Origin of the sequence: Pandoraea apista, from assembly GCF_001465595.2 — a bacterium.
In the GTDB taxonomy this organism is placed as follows: Bacteria; Pseudomonadota; Gammaproteobacteria; order Burkholderiales; family Burkholderiaceae; genus Pandoraea; species Pandoraea apista.
The window spans coordinates 1409722-1425571 of record NZ_CP013481.2 but is presented as its reverse complement, the minus strand read 5'-3'; the positions used below and the strand labels follow the sequence as shown (position 1 = coordinate 1425571).

Annotated in this window: 14 protein-coding genes; 6 read left to right on the top strand and 8 right to left on the bottom strand. The window is 61.2% G+C overall.

Annotated elements, in window-relative coordinates:
- The first annotated feature begins 79 nt into the window (after positions 1–79).
- Positions 80–835, top strand: a complete 756-nt coding sequence (locus AT395_RS06585) for an SDR family NAD(P)-dependent oxidoreductase (protein ID WP_042112532.1) — start codon at positions 80–82, stop codon at positions 833–835.
- A gap of 104 nt (positions 836–939) precedes the next feature.
- Here the strand turns inward: AT395_RS06585 and AT395_RS06580 are convergent, their stop codons facing one another.
- The 3 genes from AT395_RS06580 to AT395_RS06570 all read right to left on the bottom strand — a co-directional run bounded on the left by AT395_RS06580 (position 940) and on the right by AT395_RS06570 (position 4804).
- A complete protein-coding gene (locus tag AT395_RS06580; RefSeq protein WP_042112533.1) occupies positions 940–1749 on the bottom strand; it encodes a hypothetical protein in 810 nt (269 codons plus the stop codon).
- A gap of 257 nt (positions 1750–2006) precedes the next feature.
- The gene (locus AT395_RS06575; RefSeq protein ID WP_042112535.1) at positions 2007–3389 is read right to left on the bottom strand and encodes an MFS transporter; all 1383 of its coding nucleotides are present in this window, start codon (positions 3387–3389) and stop codon (positions 2007–2009) included.
- Between the two features lie 122 nt (positions 3390–3511).
- Complete coding sequence (locus AT395_RS06570; RefSeq protein ID WP_042112536.1) at positions 3512–4804, bottom strand: iron-containing alcohol dehydrogenase; 1293 nt, start codon at positions 4802–4804, stop codon at positions 3512–3514.
- Positions 4805–5158: 354 nt separating this feature from the next.
- On the opposite strand from AT395_RS06570, the gene AT395_RS06565 reads away from it, so the two are divergent.
- Positions 5159–5881 carry a GntR family transcriptional regulator gene (locus tag AT395_RS06565; protein ID WP_042112538.1) on the top strand — a complete coding sequence of 241 codons (723 nt, stop codon included), beginning with the start codon at positions 5159–5161 and terminating at the stop codon, positions 5879–5881.
- Positions 5882–5985: 104 nt separating this feature from the next.
- Here AT395_RS06565 and AT395_RS06560 read toward each other — a convergent pair whose 3' ends face one another.
- Positions 5986–6930, bottom strand: a complete 945-nt coding sequence (locus tag AT395_RS06560; protein ID WP_042112539.1) for a LysR family transcriptional regulator — start codon at positions 6928–6930, stop codon at positions 5986–5988.
- 182 nt (positions 6931–7112) lie between these two features.
- On the opposite strand from AT395_RS06560, the gene AT395_RS06555 reads away from it, so the two are divergent.
- Both AT395_RS06555 and AT395_RS06545 read left to right on the top strand, forming a co-directional pair.
- Positions 7113–8354: a sigma-54-dependent Fis family transcriptional regulator gene (locus AT395_RS06555; RefSeq protein ID WP_082164645.1), complete on the top strand. Its 1242-nt coding sequence runs from the start codon at positions 7113–7115 to the stop codon at positions 8352–8354.
- An 844-nt stretch (positions 8355–9198) separates the two neighbouring features.
- Positions 9199–10365 carry a porin gene (locus AT395_RS06545; RefSeq protein ID WP_048627806.1) on the top strand — a complete coding sequence of 389 codons (1167 nt, stop codon included), beginning with the start codon at positions 9199–9201 and terminating at the stop codon, positions 10363–10365.
- A gap of 124 nt (positions 10366–10489) precedes the next feature.
- Here AT395_RS06545 and AT395_RS06540 read toward each other — a convergent pair whose 3' ends face one another.
- Positions 10490–11983, bottom strand: coding sequence for a gamma-glutamyl-gamma-aminobutyrate hydrolase family protein (locus AT395_RS06540; protein ID WP_048627807.1), 1494 nt, complete (start codon positions 11981–11983; stop codon positions 10490–10492).
- A gap of 303 nt (positions 11984–12286) precedes the next feature.
- On the opposite strand from AT395_RS06540, the gene AT395_RS06535 reads away from it, so the two are divergent.
- The gene (locus tag AT395_RS06535; RefSeq protein ID WP_042112543.1) at positions 12287–12613 is read left to right on the top strand and encodes a YkvA family protein; all 327 of its coding nucleotides are present in this window, start codon (positions 12287–12289) and stop codon (positions 12611–12613) included.
- A 100-nt stretch (positions 12614–12713) separates the two neighbouring features.
- Here the strand turns inward: AT395_RS06535 and AT395_RS06530 are convergent, their stop codons facing one another.
- The 3 genes from AT395_RS06530 to AT395_RS06520 are packed head-to-tail and all read right to left on the bottom strand — an operon-like array spanning position 12714 to position 14948.
- Positions 12714–13688: a quinone oxidoreductase family protein gene (locus AT395_RS06530; protein WP_048627808.1), complete on the bottom strand. Its 975-nt coding sequence runs from the start codon at positions 13686–13688 to the stop codon at positions 12714–12716.
- Between the two features lie 47 nt (positions 13689–13735).
- Positions 13736–14149 carry a methylglyoxal synthase gene (locus AT395_RS06525; protein WP_042112546.1) on the bottom strand — a complete coding sequence of 138 codons (414 nt, stop codon included), beginning with the start codon at positions 14147–14149 and terminating at the stop codon, positions 13736–13738.
- A gap of 19 nt (positions 14150–14168) precedes the next feature.
- On the bottom strand, positions 14169–14948 hold the full coding sequence (locus tag AT395_RS06520) for an SDR family oxidoreductase (protein ID WP_042112547.1): 780 nt from the start codon (positions 14946–14948) through the stop codon (positions 14169–14171).
- Between the two features lie 218 nt (positions 14949–15166).
- Between AT395_RS06520 and upp the strand changes: the two genes are divergently transcribed.
- Positions 15167–15817: a uracil phosphoribosyltransferase gene (gene upp / locus AT395_RS06515; protein WP_042117237.1), complete on the top strand. Its 651-nt coding sequence runs from the start codon at positions 15167–15169 to the stop codon at positions 15815–15817.
- Positions 15818–15850 lie beyond the last annotated feature (33 nt).

Genomic DNA, 15850 nt, shown 5'->3' with positions numbered 1-15850 from the left:
GGTATCACCGACGGGCTCCGCCGCGCTGCTGGCGGCGGGGTCCGTGCTGTAGAAATTAATAAATTTAGGAGTCCATAGCATGACGGAGAAAGTGGCAGTTGTAACGGGCGGCGGCATGGGCATTGGTGCCGCCATCTGCGAACGATTGGTGAGCGACGGCATGACCGTGGTTGTCGCCGATCTGAATGAAGGTGCGGCGAGCGAAACGGCGGCGAAGCTAAGCGCTGCGGGCGGCAAAGCGTGGGCGCTGGGAATGAATGTGGGCGACGCGGCGTCGATTGCCGACGGCTTCGCGCAGATTGCGCAACGGCACGGCCGCTGCGATGTGCTCGTGAACAACGCGGGCATTGCAAAAACGTTTCCGTTTCTCGACTATCCGCTCGATCACTGGCATCAGGTCATGAACGTGAATCTCACGGGAACGCTGCTGTGCGGGCAACATGCCGCACGCCTGATGCGCGAACAGCGCTGGGGACGGATCGTCAATCTGGCGTCGGTGGCGGGCATTCTGGCGAGCGCCGGGCGCACGGCTTACGGCACGTCGAAGGCCGCGGTCATTGGCCTTACCCGTCAGATGGCCATCGAACTCGCACCGTTCGGCATCACCGCCAACGGCGTTGCGCCCGGTCCGATCGACACGCCGCTCACGCAGGTGCTGCACTCCGACATCTCTCGCCGTCACTACACGGAGACGACGCCGCTCGGCCGCTACGGGCAACCGCGCGAAATCGCCGGGGCGGTGAGCTTTCTCGCGTCCGACGACGCCTCGTATGTCACCGGCCACATCCTGCCGGTCGACGGTGGTTTCGTTGCTGCCGGGATTCTGGAGATCTGACACGGTCCTTATGACTTCCGTTTGAACGGGATAGGCACGAGGCAAGCCCGGTCTATCGCCCGCTGAACCGGTGCACCCCGGGCGAGCCTGGTGTGCACAACAAGTCAGCGGGCTGTCATAACCCTGCGCTCTTCCTCCGTAAGCATCGGGCCGTCCAGCGTGACTTGCGAATGATCGTCCTTGAACTTCGCGATGATCGGTTTCAATTCGCTCTTGATGTGCTTTTCGCTGTAGCCATTGAACAGATGGCCGATCAGGCCCCGACGCAAATCGCTGCTTCCCATATACCAGTCGGCAATCGGAAACGTCAGATTCATGTTGTATTTCATCATGATGCCCATGTTGTGGTGGGCAGTGTGGTGACGTCGGATGGTGTTGATGAACGGCACATTGCGCACGAACCAGTTCTCGTGACAGTGGCAACAATAGTGGAATGTTTCATAGACGACGTACTGGCCCACCATGGTCAGGAACACGATCCAGCCGGCGTTATCGTTCAAAATCCACGAGGTCATATAGCCCATGGCCCCGCCGCCAACCCCCAATGTCATTAGCACACGCCACGGGAAGAACACGATTCGAAACTCACGCGTCGTGTCGATAGTCGACAACTGGTCGGTGAAGTACTGATGATGCTGACGTGTGTGCCGGTTGTAGATCTCGCGCAGGCCCCAGACGTCTACACGACGGTGCATGACAAACCGGTGCATGAACCACTCGACAAAATTACCCGCCAGGAAGACCGGAAGGATCAGGAACCATTCCCACGTCGGACTCTGCAAACGGCTGACGGCATAGCAGACCGCACCAATCGCCACGATATACATCACCGCAATGTGTAACAAGCCGTTGTACATCGGGCTTATGTCGGACTTGTATTGCTCCCTGAATTTCAACTGACGCTCTGTCACCATGGCTTGTCTCCTGTATCCGAATCGATGCACACTACAAAATACACAACTAATATATTAGTTGCATTAAAATAAAAGTCAACCGGCCGCCGTTCACTGTTTCGGCAAGTGGAAGCGAGACTGGGATGCGGAATCGGCGTCGGCGCCGGAGAAGGCACGTTGACCGGCACGTGCCGGTGACAGGTTCGATCGATGCCCCGATTCCATGCGGCGGGGACCGCGCCCCGCCGGATTAATGCAGATCAATCGCGAGCCTCGTGTCAGTGCGAAACATCCTCCAGTGAACGGCCCTTCGTCTCGACGCCAAGTAGCAGCACCGCAAGCGCGGCGATCACAAAGGACAGCGCTCCCATCGTGAACACACCCGCCTGCCCCCAGGTCGGGAGCAGCACGCCAATCGCGAAGGGACCCGCGAGGGAACCGACACGCCCGATGGATGAGGCGAAGCCCGAGCCCGTCGCTCGTGTCCGGGTCGGATACAGTTCCGGCGTGTAGGCGTACAGGACAGACCACATGCCGAAGAGAAAGAACTGCATCAGCAGCCCCGTGGCGATCAGTTGCTCGATCGGCGCCCTGGCGCCGGCCGCCTGACCGTACAGATAAGCCGCGACCGCGCTGCCAAGCAACATCAAAGCGCAAGTCGGCTTGCGCCCCCACTTCTCAAGCAGCCACGCAGAGAAGAGAAAGCCGGGGATGCCAGCCAGCGAGATGTAGACGGTGTAGAGCACAGACTTGGTGATTTCGTAGCCGGCCTGCTGAAGCAGAGCCCCCAGCCATGTTGTCAGACCGTAGTAGCCCAGCAGCGCGAAGAACCAGGTGGTCCACAACATGACCGTGCGCTTGGCGTACACGCCGCGCCAGATTTCTGAAAAGAGCGCCTTCCGATTCGTCTGCGGATGCCGTGCGCCAGGCACAATGACCGGCTCGGGCAGCTTGCGACCGTACGCTGCCTGCACTTTGGCTTCGATGTGATTCATCACGTCCGCCGCTTCTTTCATGCGCCCGGTGTCTTCCAGCCAGCGAGGCGATTCGGGCACCATGCGTCTGACGACGAACACGAAAACAGCCGGAATCGCCAACGCGATGAAGATACCGCGCCATCCGATCACCGGCAGCGTGAAGTATGCAAACGCGCCTGCCGCGATGAAACCAATGGGCCAAAATCCTTCGAGAATGGCCACATACTTGCCCCGACTCTTGGCGGGAACGATCTCGGAAACCATCGACAGGCCGATCGGAAACTCCATACCCATGCCAAAGCCGAGCAACACGCGATACATCATCAGCGACTCGGCACTGTGAGCAAAACCACACATCAGACTGCCCACGCCCCAGAAGATCATGCTGACTTGAAAAACCGGCTTGCGTCCGAACTTGTCGGCAAGAAGACCTGCTGTGGCAGCGCCGACAAACATGCCGAGAAAACTGGAACTAGCGAGCAGCCCGGCCTGCGAAGCGGATAGACCAAACTCCGCCTTGATCGAACCGAGCACAAATGTCATCAACCCGAGATCCATTGAATCGAAGAACCAGGCGGTGGCAATGATAGAGAAAAGCGTTCGCTGATAGCGCGTCATCGGTAGTCGCTCAAGACGTGCGGCGACGTCAACACCTAGCCGCGACGCGGCTGCGGACATATCCATGCTTGTGTCTCCTCCGGAACATCTTTCTAATAGACATCTAACATATTAGACATGAAGGCGCAAAAGTGGCCGGTGTGTCCGGCCGAATAGTGAATGGTGTCTTTTTGCGCGGCGGCAGCGATCTATCGAAACGATGGGAATCGCGTTGATCGGGCTGCCGTCCGTTCCTCTGTCTTCTCGTCTCGAAGACCTCCGCGCCACGCGTTGTCGATGATCTGCGCGTAGCTTTCTTCGATATTCCCTACCGGGAATGCTTTGGCCAACCGAGTCACCCCCAGCGAATCAACGAGCAAATCGCTCAGTGATTCCTGGGCAATGCCAAAGGCATTGAGATCGGTGGGAATGCCGAGCTTGCCAACGAGCTCGCGCAATTTTCGAGGCAATTCGCAGACGGCCCGCACTTCATCGTTATCCTCGATGCCGAACATTCGGGCCACCTCCAGGAGTTCGGTGTGGCGTGACTCGCGCAGCGCATCGATGACATACGGCAAGACAACGGCGTTCGTTGCCCCATGCGACTTGTGCGTCAGCGCTGCGACGCCGTATGCGATGCCATGAACGGCATTGAGCCCGGCGCTCCCATAAGACATTGCGGCGTAGACGCTCGCGTAGCACATGCCAACCCGCGCCTCGACATCATTGCCGTCTTCGTAACATCGAAGCAGATACGCAACGGCGAGCCGGATCGACTCCCGCGCGAAGATCATGGTCAGACCGTTGCGACCGCTATAGCCGGGATCGAAGGCATCGTTCCGATCGAAGCGATCGGAGTCGAGCGTGACCAACGATTCGAGCGCGTGGGTCAAGGCGTCGATGCCGGACTCGGCCGTCACCTTAGGCGGGCAAGTGAATGTAAGCTCGGGATCGATCGCTGCAACGACTGGACGTAGCCGATTGTCCATCACGGCAGTCTTGATACCGTTCGCCGGATCGAAAAGAATAGTCCCCGGGGTGAGTTCCGACCCCGTGCCGGCTGTTGTTGGCATGGCGATGTGGTCAATGACGGGAGCATCACGTGCCACGCCGCTTGCGAACTCACGAATTGGGCGGCCCTGAGCCAACGTGACGCACAACGCCTTGGCCAGATCAATATTGCTGCCGCCTCCCAGCGAAACGATATGGTCGGGTAACTGGCCGCCCTGAGCATTACGCAATTCGGCGGTCGCACGATCGCAGAGATCCGTCGTAGGGTCGGGCTGACCGCCGGTGTAGACGTCCACATGCACCCCCAAACATTCACAGGCCGTCACGTACTCGTTCACCCAGGGTGTTTCTTCTGCAAAGAAGCTATCGGTCACAAGCAACCCGCGCCGATAGCCCAGCGTTTGCAGAAGGTTGGGAAGTTTGTGGCGATAACCCAGCTCGATGATGAGCCGGGAAGGCGCACAAAAGTGTACGCAGTCGTCGATCCTCATGAATTCTCCCGTGGAGTCTGTCGTAGTCTTGGCTGTGCGCAGTACGGTGTCAGGAAATCGCGCATGACTGTGCCGACCTCGCGGAGGTTCTCCGTCAGGATCGAGTGACGACCGCCGGGGATCACGTGCAATGCGGCGTGACGAATTCCTTCCCGCATGATGTCCATCGTCGCTTATCCCGCCAATCTTAGTAATATATTAGTTGCTTAATAATAGCACATTAGATCTCTGTAGCAAGCCGTACGGCTACCGGGAATGCCCGTAGCGTCGGGGCGCAACGGAAGCCGGGACAGGTCGGCGCTATTGCCAAAAGCAAGTGATATACAATTAAAATTTGCTCTGGGCATTCACCAAATGGCGACAAAGAAGGCGCCCCGACGGACGGGGAAATCAGAAGCCGCAGCGCTCGATGAACGAGTAAGCGCGATCCCTCGCGGCCGAATGGTCGACATGGCGTATGAGTGGATCGAAGAAGCGATAGTGACGCTGCGACTGGCCCCGGGTTCAACCATGTCAGAGTTGCAGTTAAGCGAAATGACAGGCTTTGGCCGTACACCGATTCGTGAAGCGATTCAGCGGCTGGCCCGGGAACATTTGATCGTTGTGTTGCCGCAGCGTGGCCTGCTGGTGCCTCCGATGGACGTCTCCAAGCAGTTGCGCCTGCTGGAAACGCGACGCGAAGTCGAACGGCTAATTGCCAGAAGCGCTGCGAAAAAAGCCACGACGGAGCAACGCGAGCACTTCACGCGTCTGGCGAAAGAGTTCAAGAGTTCCGCCCGCAGCGGCAAGGATGTGGAGTTTGTGCGTGCCGACCGTGAGTTCAACGAGTTGTGCCTCGTCGCGGCTCGAAACGAATTCGCCGAAGGGGCGATGCGTCTGATGCACGGGCTATCACGCCGCTTCTGGTACTACCACTACAAGGAAGCGGCCGACCTGCCAACCATGGCGCGGCTGCATGCGGAAGTCGCCGAGGCGATTGCTGCCGGCGACGTGAAACAAGCGGGTGAGCGCCTCGACGCATTGCTGGATAACATCGAAGCATTCACCCGGGCCACCGTGTTGGGCGACCGAGCCTAGTCAACCGGCAGCGCCGCAGAATTTCCGCGCATGTCGCACTTTGTGACAACCTCGGTGCGCAGCCGGCGGTTGCGATTTCGCGTCCATCTGCCTGCCCGGCATATTTACCTCACGCTGGTGTCCGGCCTGTCCGGCACCAGCCGCGCGCCCGGTGCGCGCTGCATTTCGCGCCACACCGTTCGCGCGTTCTCCACAAACGTGGCAACACATGGGTTGTGATTGTCGCGGCTCCACAGTAGCGCCACCTCCGCTACCGGCGCGTTGCGCAGTGGTTTGAAGACCGCGTTGCCCGACGCGCTCGCGCTGCTCATCGACATCGGCACCATCGCCACGCCCAGGCCCTCGCCCACCAGATTGATAATCGTCTGCTGCAAATTGGTTTCCAGCCGGATGTGCGGCGAAAACCCCGCGCGTCGGCAATGGTCGACGACCAGATCGTAGACCAGCGGCGCAATCTCACGCGGAATGCTCACGAACGATTCTTCGGCCAACTGCGAGGCGTCGAGCACCCGCGCCTTCGCCAGTGCGTGCGTGCGCGGCAATACCGCCACCATCTCCTCGCGAAACACCGTCGCCGTATCGAGCCCGGTAAGGTCTTCCGGTCGGTACATGATGCCAACGTCCGTTTGCCCCGCACGCACCGCCTCGGCCAGCAAATTGGGGAGCGTTTCCGCCAGCTTCATGTCGACGCGCGCATACGCGGCCGCATAGGTGCGCGTCAGGGCAGGCAAGATGTTGTATGCCGAGGACATCATGAAACCGACGGTGATCGCGCCGTCCTCTCCCCGGCTCGCCGCCACGACATTGCGCCGCGCCCGTTCGACCGAGTTGAGAATCTCCACCGCGTCCTGATAAAAGCGCGCGCCGGCGCGCGTCAGCCGGACACTGCGACGCGTGCGTTCGAAAAGCAGCACGCCCAACTCCGCTTCCATCAATGCAATCTGACGCGACAGTGGGGGCTGCGAGATATGCAACTGCTGGGCCGCCCGGCCGAAATGCAGCGTCTCCGCGAGCACCACGAAGTACTGGAAATGACGCAGCTCAATCATTTAATGCCTCAAAGGTATTAATAGTGCATCAATATTGTATTGGATGTTATGACTGTGCAGTCGTATGCTGCATTGGCAGTTGGTCACCCGAGCCGGCTGCGACATAAAAGAGACGTCAGGAAACGCCAGGCCACAAGCCACCGACGGCGACCTTTCGTACCGATACGAGAAGGAGACAAGTCATGCCCGCTCACCTTGCTGTAGCGCCTGCCCCCGCTCGACCTGTCGGCCATGCCAGCACCACCGGCGCGGCCAGTGCCAATACCGCCTTCGGCAACATCGCCGCCCTCGCAGAGCGCATCGCACGTGTGCCGGCCGCCCCCGCCGCCGCGCGTCAGATGCGCCCCGACTACCTTGCCATCGACGACCTGTGCGGCACCGACGCCCGCATGCGCGATCTGCTCGCTCGTGGCAAGCGCTTTATCGATCGCGGCCTGCCCGTGCTGATTCTCGGCGATACGGGAACAGGCAAGGAGTTTCTCGCCAGAGCACTGCACGCCTACAGTGAGCGGCGCGCGCAAGCCTTCGTCGCCATCAACACGGCGTCGCTGCCGGAACATCTCGTCGAAAGCGAATTGTTCGGCTATCAGCGCGGAGCGTTTTCCGGGGCGTTGCCGGGCGGCATGAAAGGGAAATTGCAACAGGCCGACGGCGGTACGCTTTTCCTCGACGAAATCGGGGATATGCCGCACGCATTGCAAACGCGGCTGTTGCGCGTGCTGTCGGAGCGCGAAGTCACCCCGCTGGGCGCGAGTCATGCGGTACCTGTGGATGTACAGCTTATCTGCGCAACCCATCAGGATCTCGCACGCGCCGTGGCGCAAGGCACCTTCCGCGAAGATCTTTACTACCGTATTGCCGTAGGGGTACTCACACTGCCCACGCTGCGCGAGCGCGACGACAAGCGCGAACTGATCGCGCGCATGTTATGCGACGAATGGCCGGGACTGCGGCCCGATCAGGCATTGGCGCGTATCTCGCCCAGCGCGCTCTCGTGCCTACTCACGCATGCGTGGCCCGGGAATCTGCGTCAACTCCGCGCGGCACTACGTTATGCGTGCGCGGTGATGAGCGGCAATCTGTTGGATGCGGACGATCTGCCGCCGGAACTTGCGGTGGCGTCGCATGGGCACACGCCGTGTGGCGAGACATCCGCGATGGCAGGCGAATGCGTCGGCGAGACAACCGATGCTGACCTATCCGTGCCGCACGATCTGCCCGTCGCGCCGAAGGCGCAATGCACTCGTCATGACAGCGAGCGCGAACGCATTTTGCAAGCGCTCGCACAACACCGCTGGAACATTTCTGCCGCCGCACGCACGCTCGGTTTCTGTCGCGCATCACTGTATCGCAAGCTCAAACAGTTGCGCATTCCGCATGTGCGCGATTGCGGCGAAGCCCTCAGCGCAGGGCTTTACGCATAACAATTGGGCGGACCTAATCGCATGGACAAAAAAAAGCGCGGCCGATGAGGCCGCGCCAAGGTTTGGAGACTTTTCACTCAACGCAAAAGTCTACTTCTCGCGGAACGTAGTATAGGTCTGGCTCCCAAAATCATTGTCATCATTCGACGCAATGAATTATTCGGCGACTCGCAATAGTCCGTAAAACCTCGCAAAGAAAGGGCTTTTTCGAACCGCGCAGACATCGTTCGCTTGCCAACATCTCGGATTTCCCTCATCGCGCGCGCATAGATTCGTTTGATGACATGCGCATGGCAGCGACCTGAGATGCGCATCGGTACCCATCGATACAGACACCTCCCATCACGAGGCGCCGCACATCGAACCGAATCGATTCGCACGACGGCATCGACAACACAACATCGCTCGATGCATTGCTTGCGCGCGCAGCGTCTGCGACATGTTTGCGCATCGCAGGAACCAAATCAATCCACGCGTGTCGCGCGCAAATCCAGCACTGACAACGCTTCGCGCGCGTGTTCGCATGTGCCGCACACTGTGTCCCAAGCGCAACACACGTCGCTTGCATCGCTATTTCTCGCCTAGGCTTAATCAAGCCAATCCCTTATTGCACAAAGCTTTGCGGCGCATGCGACGGATTCTTTTCGTATCTGCAATAGATTCTTGCGGATTCTGAAATAGGCGCGAGTAACGCTCACTCATACACTGCCCCCTGTCAGCAGAACAGTGCCGATACCTGATCGGGTCCGCGAATGACAAACCGTCACCTCGACATGTTCTGTTTCGCCGCGTTCTGTTTTCACGCGAATTCTGCGATTCGTGTCACGTTACTGGAGCTTAAACCATGAAAAAAACTCTTCTTGCCGCAGCCGTTGTCGGCGCGTTCTCGGCAACCGCCGCGCATGCACAAAGCAGCGTCACGCTGTACGGCTTGATCGATGCTGGCATTGCTTACACGAGCAACTCCACCACCACGGCAGGTGCTTCGGGCTCGAAGAACTTCCGCGCAACGAGCGGCCTGATCAACGGGAGCCGTTGGGGCCTGAAGGGCTCGGAAGATCTGGGTGGCGGTAACAAGGCCATCTTCGTGCTGGAAAACGGTTTCTCGATCAACAACGGCACGTCGGGCCAAAACGGCCGCATGTTCGGTCGTCAGGCTTTCGTTGGCCTGCAGAACGACAAGTTCGGCGCTGTGACGATCGGCCGTCAGTACGACTCGCTGGTTGATTACCTGGCTCCGCTGACCCTGAATGGTTCGTCGTTCGGCGGCACGATCGCATCGCACCCGTACGATAACGACAACACGAACAACTCGTTCCGTGTGAACAACTCGGTCAAGTACTCGAGCGCCAACTACAACGGCCTGACCTTCGGCGGCCTGTATGGCTTCTCGAACAAGGCTGGCGACTTCGCCAACAACCGTGCATTCAGCGCCGGCGTGAACTACGCAAACGGCCCGCTGACGGTGGCTGCTGCTTACTTGGAGCGCCAAGGCAATCCGGGTAGCAACAACACCGGCGGTGCAGTCGACACGTCGAACGGCGGTGACTCGGTGTTCAACGCATCGAAGCAACGCGTCTGGGGTATCGGTGGTAACTACGCCTTCGGCCCGGCAACGGTCGGCCTGGTGTACACCCACACGCAACTGCAAGGTCTGTCGGGCCTGAACTACAACAGCACCGCTGTTTCGTTCAACAACGATGGTCTGAAGTTCGACAACTTCGAAATCAACGGTCGCTACATGCTGACCCCGGCAGTCTCGCTGTCGGCCGCGTACACGTACACGATGGCCAAGCAAGATTCGACGGACCAGAAGCCGAAGTTCCACACCGTTACGCTGCAAGCTGACTACCGTCTGTCGAAGCGCACCGATGTGTACCTGACCGGTTCGTACCAGCACATCTCCGACAACGAAGGCACGGGCCTCCAAGCCGGTGTCGGCGCTGCCGGCGGTATGTCGTCGACCAGCTCGCAAACCGTTGTGGGCACGGGTATCCGTCACCGCTTCTAAGCAAAGCGGCGTGAGTACCGGGGCAGTTTTCCGGTACGCCTGACGTAAAAAGGGCAGCCTCGCGGCTGCCCTTTTTTATTGCCCGGCGCTCCTGAACCGAAGTGCTGCGCTCGCAGCACGCCAATCAGAAACGTGTCTCGCGCGCCGCGCGCAGGAAGTTATCGAGGACTGGCGTGCAGTCAAGAAACTCCGGCCCGCCCGCCCGGTGAAACTCCGGGTGCCATTGCAACCCCATCACGAACGGCGCCTTGCGATAGCGAATGGCTTCGACCACGCCGTCTTCCGCACACATCGCCTCTACGCTCAGATCGCGTCCCAGTGTCTTCACCGACTGGTGATGGATCGAGTTGACGATCGGCACGTCGACCGGCCCCAGCATCTGGGCAAGCGACGACCCCTCCGGGAACGTCAGCGTATGACGGTTGTGTTCGTACGTCTCGGTGACATGCGGAATCGCCTCGGGCAGATCGGTTGCGATGTCTTGATGCAGGGTGCCGCCAAATGCCACGTTAATCAGTTGGCAACCGCGACAAACACCGAGAATCGGCTTGCCTTGCTCCACGAACTCATGCAGCAACTCGAGTTCGTACATGTCGCGCATGCGGTCGCCCTGCCATTCGTGGCGCGTCGCCACTTCCGAATAAGTGAGCGGCGCCACGTCTGCCCCGCCCTGCAACACCAGCCCGTCGAGATGCTTCGCGTAATCGTGCAGACGGATATGACTCGGGTGCAGTTGGCCCTGCGTGTCGACGGTCGGAATCATGAATACCAGCACGTCGCGCGACATCACCCAGTGGGCGATCGACTCTTCGAGGTATTGCAGTGTCTTGCTGCGCAACCCCTTCGAGCCCGGCTCCGGATGGAAAATGCGCGCCGAAATGCCGATCTTCAGGGTGCGCTGCGTAATGCGCTGCCCCGCACGGTCATACCACGCACGGAACCGTGCCGACATGATCCGGCGCAGTACCGACCAGGGCGAATCCCCCGCCTGCAAGTACGACGGTTGACCGCCCATCGACGATGGACTGCCCGGACGCGCCGCGCCGGGGCTGAATGTGGGTTGATGCGGCGGCTCGCCGCCGCCCGCGCCACCGGTACCGCTTGGCGTAGCGCCGCCGGGTGCTGTCGTGCCTGCCGTCGAGTGCCCTGTCGCCCCCATGTTGCCGCCAGCGCTACCGACACCAGCCGCCTTGACATCCTCAGTCGACTTTGGCGCAGGCTTGCCAATGGGGTTGCTGTCAGACGCCACCTGGGCCGTGGCTGCCTGCGGCGACGGCGTGGAGGCTTGCGCTGCATGCGCCGTCTCTGCCTGCGTGTGGCCGGACGCTTCGGACTCGGCCGCATGGGCCGGGCGCGTAAGCGTGTCGGGGTTCGGCGGCATATCGCCCGAACCTTCCGCGGTACCGGCAACGGGCTTGCCCGTCGGACGCGGTGTCGCCGGTGTTGCCGGCGCTACGTACTCGGAGTACTCGGAGGCTCCCTCGGATGGTGAGGGGGAAGCAGAGGGGGCGCCAGCGCTGCTGGCTGGCGGTGTCTGAGATGGGGGCACGCTCTTGCTCGTATCGGACTCGGGCTTGTTCGGCTGTTGCGGCGATTTCGGATCTTGAGCGTCGGTCATGATGGCGTTTGGAAGGCGTCCGCGAAGGGAAAAATGGATTGACCACGGCGGCCGGCAAATTATCCCGCTGCACCGATCCTGCCGCAACCGGGAAAGCCGACGGATCACCGGGTGCAACGCACCGGAATTCGTCACGAAATAACCAGCGATGAAACCGTCTTGGTCCGGCGCTGTCGAAAGCCATTGTCACGCATCGCGCGTACGCGAGCTTATCCGGCACATCCTATCGTCGATGCGTATAATCAGAACAAGTTGCGAGATATTCATAGAATATTGAGCGACGTTTGCGCCGATTGAGTGAAGATGCTCGCCTCACCCCGCGAGCATACCGGTATCTGGAGCCTGCAAGTGAAGCGTTTTCTCCGTCTATGGCAAGTCGCCCGCCACGATTTCAGAGTGCTATGGCATGCGGCACGCGATCCGCGCCGCCCGCGCTGGCTGCTGCCCGCCCTGGCGCTGCTCGTGGTGTATCTGATCAGCCCGTTCGACCTGATTCCGGACTTCGTGCCGGTCTTCGGCCTGCTCGACGACGTCATTGTGATCGGTATGGTCGTGCATTGGCTCATCAAGCGTCTGCCCGCCGACGTGCGCGAGGATGCCCGCGCCCACGTCTTCACCCAGCGAGCCTGAGTCTCGCCCGGCCGCTCGCAGCATCGTCAGCCGTCAAAAAAAGGGGACGCCGAGGCGTCCCTTTTCATTCTTCCTGCGGTTTTCCTGCCGCACCGGCCCGTCAGGGCATGAGCAACGTCGACCCGGTGGTCTTGCGCGCTTCGAGATCGCGGTGCGCCTGCGCCACGTCGGCCAGCGCGTAACGCTGATTGACCTCGATCTTCACCGCGCCCTTGCCCACCACGTCGAACAGTGCATTCGCCGAGGCTTCCAGATCGGCACGCTTGGCCGTGTAATTGAACAGCGTCGGACGCGTGAAGAACAGCGAGCCACGCGACACGAGATCCGCCGTATTGATCTGTGTGACGGGGCCCGACGCGCTGCCGAAATTCACCATCGTGCCCAGCGGGCGCAGACAGTCGAGCGAGCCGATGAACGTGTCTTTGCCGATGGAGTCGTAGACGACCGGCACCCCTTCGCCGCCGGTGATCTCCTTCACCCGCTCGACAAAATTCTCTCGCGTGTAGACGATCGGATGGTCGCAGCCGTGCTTGCGCGCCAGCGCCGCCTTTTCGTCGGAGCCGACCGTGCCGATCACCGTCGCGCCAAGCGCTTTGGCCCACTGACACACAATGAGGCCGACACCCCCGGCTGCCGCATGAATGAGAATCGTATCCCCCGCCTTGACCGGGTAAGTGCGTTGCAGCAGGTACTGCGCGGTCATGCCTTGCAGCATCATCGCGGCAGCCTGATCGTCGCTGATGGCGTCGGGCACACGCACGAGCGACGCCGCAGGCATGACGCGCGCCTGCGAGTAAGCCCCGCACGGACGGCTCGCATACGCCACACGGTCGCCCGGCTTGACGTGCGTTACGCCCTCGCCCACCGCCTCGACCACGCCGGCGGCCTCCATGCCCAGGCCGGCCGGCAGCGGCTGCGGGTACAGACCGGTGCGGAAATACACGTCGATATAGTTCAGACCCACGGCGTTGTGACGCACACGCGCCTCGCCCGGCCCGGGGTCACCGACTTCGACGTCCACGTACTTCATCACTTCGGGGCCGCCATTCTGTTCGATGCGAATTGCCTTGGTCATCCTCGCTCCTTCCCCCTTTTGCCGGGGTGATGTCGTGATTGTCGGCGTTACGCTGCCGGCTGTGCCGCCAGACGTACGATCAATTGTTCGAGTAACAGACGCGCCGTAGCGCTATTCGTGGCGCACGGGACATTGTGCACGTCGCAGGCGCGCACCAGCGCGTTGATATCCGGCTCGTGCGGCTGCGGTGTCATCGGGTCGCGCAGGAACAGCACCATGTCGACACGCCCCTCGGCGAGTTGCGCGCCGATCTGCAGGTCGCCGCCGTGCGGCCCCGAGAGCTTGCGCTCGACGTCGAGCCCCAACTCGGTGGCGATACGTCCGCCCGTGGTGCCCGTGGCCACCAGTTCACACTGGCGCAATACGTCGACATAGTCGCGCGCGACGGCGAGAATTTCGTCCTTCTTCTTGTCATGCGCGATGAGCGCGATGCGCACTTTCGGTACTGTCGATACAGTCATTGAATCGATTCCTGAAGCGTTAGAACGTGCCCGGATAGGCGCCGCCGTCGATCAGCACGTTCTGCCCGGTGATGTAGCCCGCGTGCGCGCTGCAAAGAAACGCACACGTTGCGCCGAATTCGTCCGGCTGTCCGAAGCGTCGTGCCGGAATCGCCGCGGCCCGCTTGGCGCGTGCCTCGTCGAGGGTTTGTCCACTCTTGTCGGCCCATGCCTTCATGGTGCCCGCGAGACGGTCGGTATCGAAAGCGCCCGGCAGCAAATTGTTGATGGTGACGTTGTGAGCGACCGTCGTGCGTGCTAGCCCGGCGACAAAGCCGGTCAGCCCCGAACGCGCGCCGTTGGACAGCCCCAGGATGTCGATGGGCGCCTTGACGGCCGACGACGTGATGTTCACGATGCGCCCGAAGCCGCGCGCAATCATGCCGTCAACGGTCGCCTTGATCAGTTCGATGGGAGTGAGCATGTTGGCGTCGAGCGCGCGAATCCAGTCGTCGCGCTGCCAGTCGCGGAAGTCACCCGGCGGCGGCCCGCCGGCGTTGGTCACGAGAATGTCGGGCTGCCCGCACGCCGCGAGCGCCTGAGCACGCCCTTCCGGCGTGGTGATGTCGCAAGCCACCGCAGTCACGCTCACGCCGGTCGCGGCACGAATCTCGTCGGCGGCGGCATTCAGTGCGCCGGCCGTACGCGCGACGATCACGACATTCGCGCCGGCCTCGGCCAGCGCCTGGGCACATGCGCGCCCCAGCCCCTTGCTCGCACCGCACACCAATGCGGTGCGGCCCTTGATTCCCAGATCCATGATCAGCCTTCAAGACAAGTGAAGCATTGGAAAAATGCGGCCGTTCGGCCGTCTTGCAGCGATTCTAAGGGAATCGCGCGAGCGCCGCTTTGTCCCGCGCAGAGCGAACATGGCCCTGAGATTTGCGGCCTGCGGCGTCGAAACCCGGACCGGCAGCCGCCGCATCGGCTAAAATCGCGGCCATGCGGGCCACACCGGCCCAGCCTCAGATCGCCGCCATGAAACAAGACTCCCGCTTCCCGAATCTCTTTATCTGCGATCACCCGCTGATCCAGCACAAGCTCTCGCACATGCGCGACAAGGAAACGTCGACGCGCACGTTCCGTGGCCTGTTGCGCGAGATCACCCTGCTCATGGGTTACGAGATCACCCGCAACCTGCCGCTCACGACCGAGCGCATCGACACGCCGATGGTCGCCATGGACGCCCCCGTCATCGCAGGCAAGAAGCTCGCCATCGTGCCGGTGCTGCGTGCGGGGGTGGGCATGAGCGACGGTCTGCTCGATCTCGTGCCGTCGGCACGCGTCGGTCATATCGGCGTGTATCGCGACGAGCAGCATCGTCCTGTCGAATATCTGGTGCGTCTGCCGGATGTGGCCGACCGCCGCTTCATTCTGTGCGACCCGATGGTCGCGACCGGCTATTCGGCCGTGCACGCCGTGGACGTGCTGCGCAAGCGCGGCGTGGCAGAAGAGAACATTGCGTTCCTCGCACTCGTGGCCGCGCCGGAAGGCGTGAAGGTATTGCATGACGCGCATCCCGGCGTGAAGCTGTATGTCGCATCGCTCGACGAGCGTCTGGACGATCACGCCTACATCATTCCGGGTCTGGGCGACGCCGGCGACCGTCTGTTCGGCACCAAGAACTGACCTCTCTCGGGCGCAAACCGGGCGCCCCGGCCT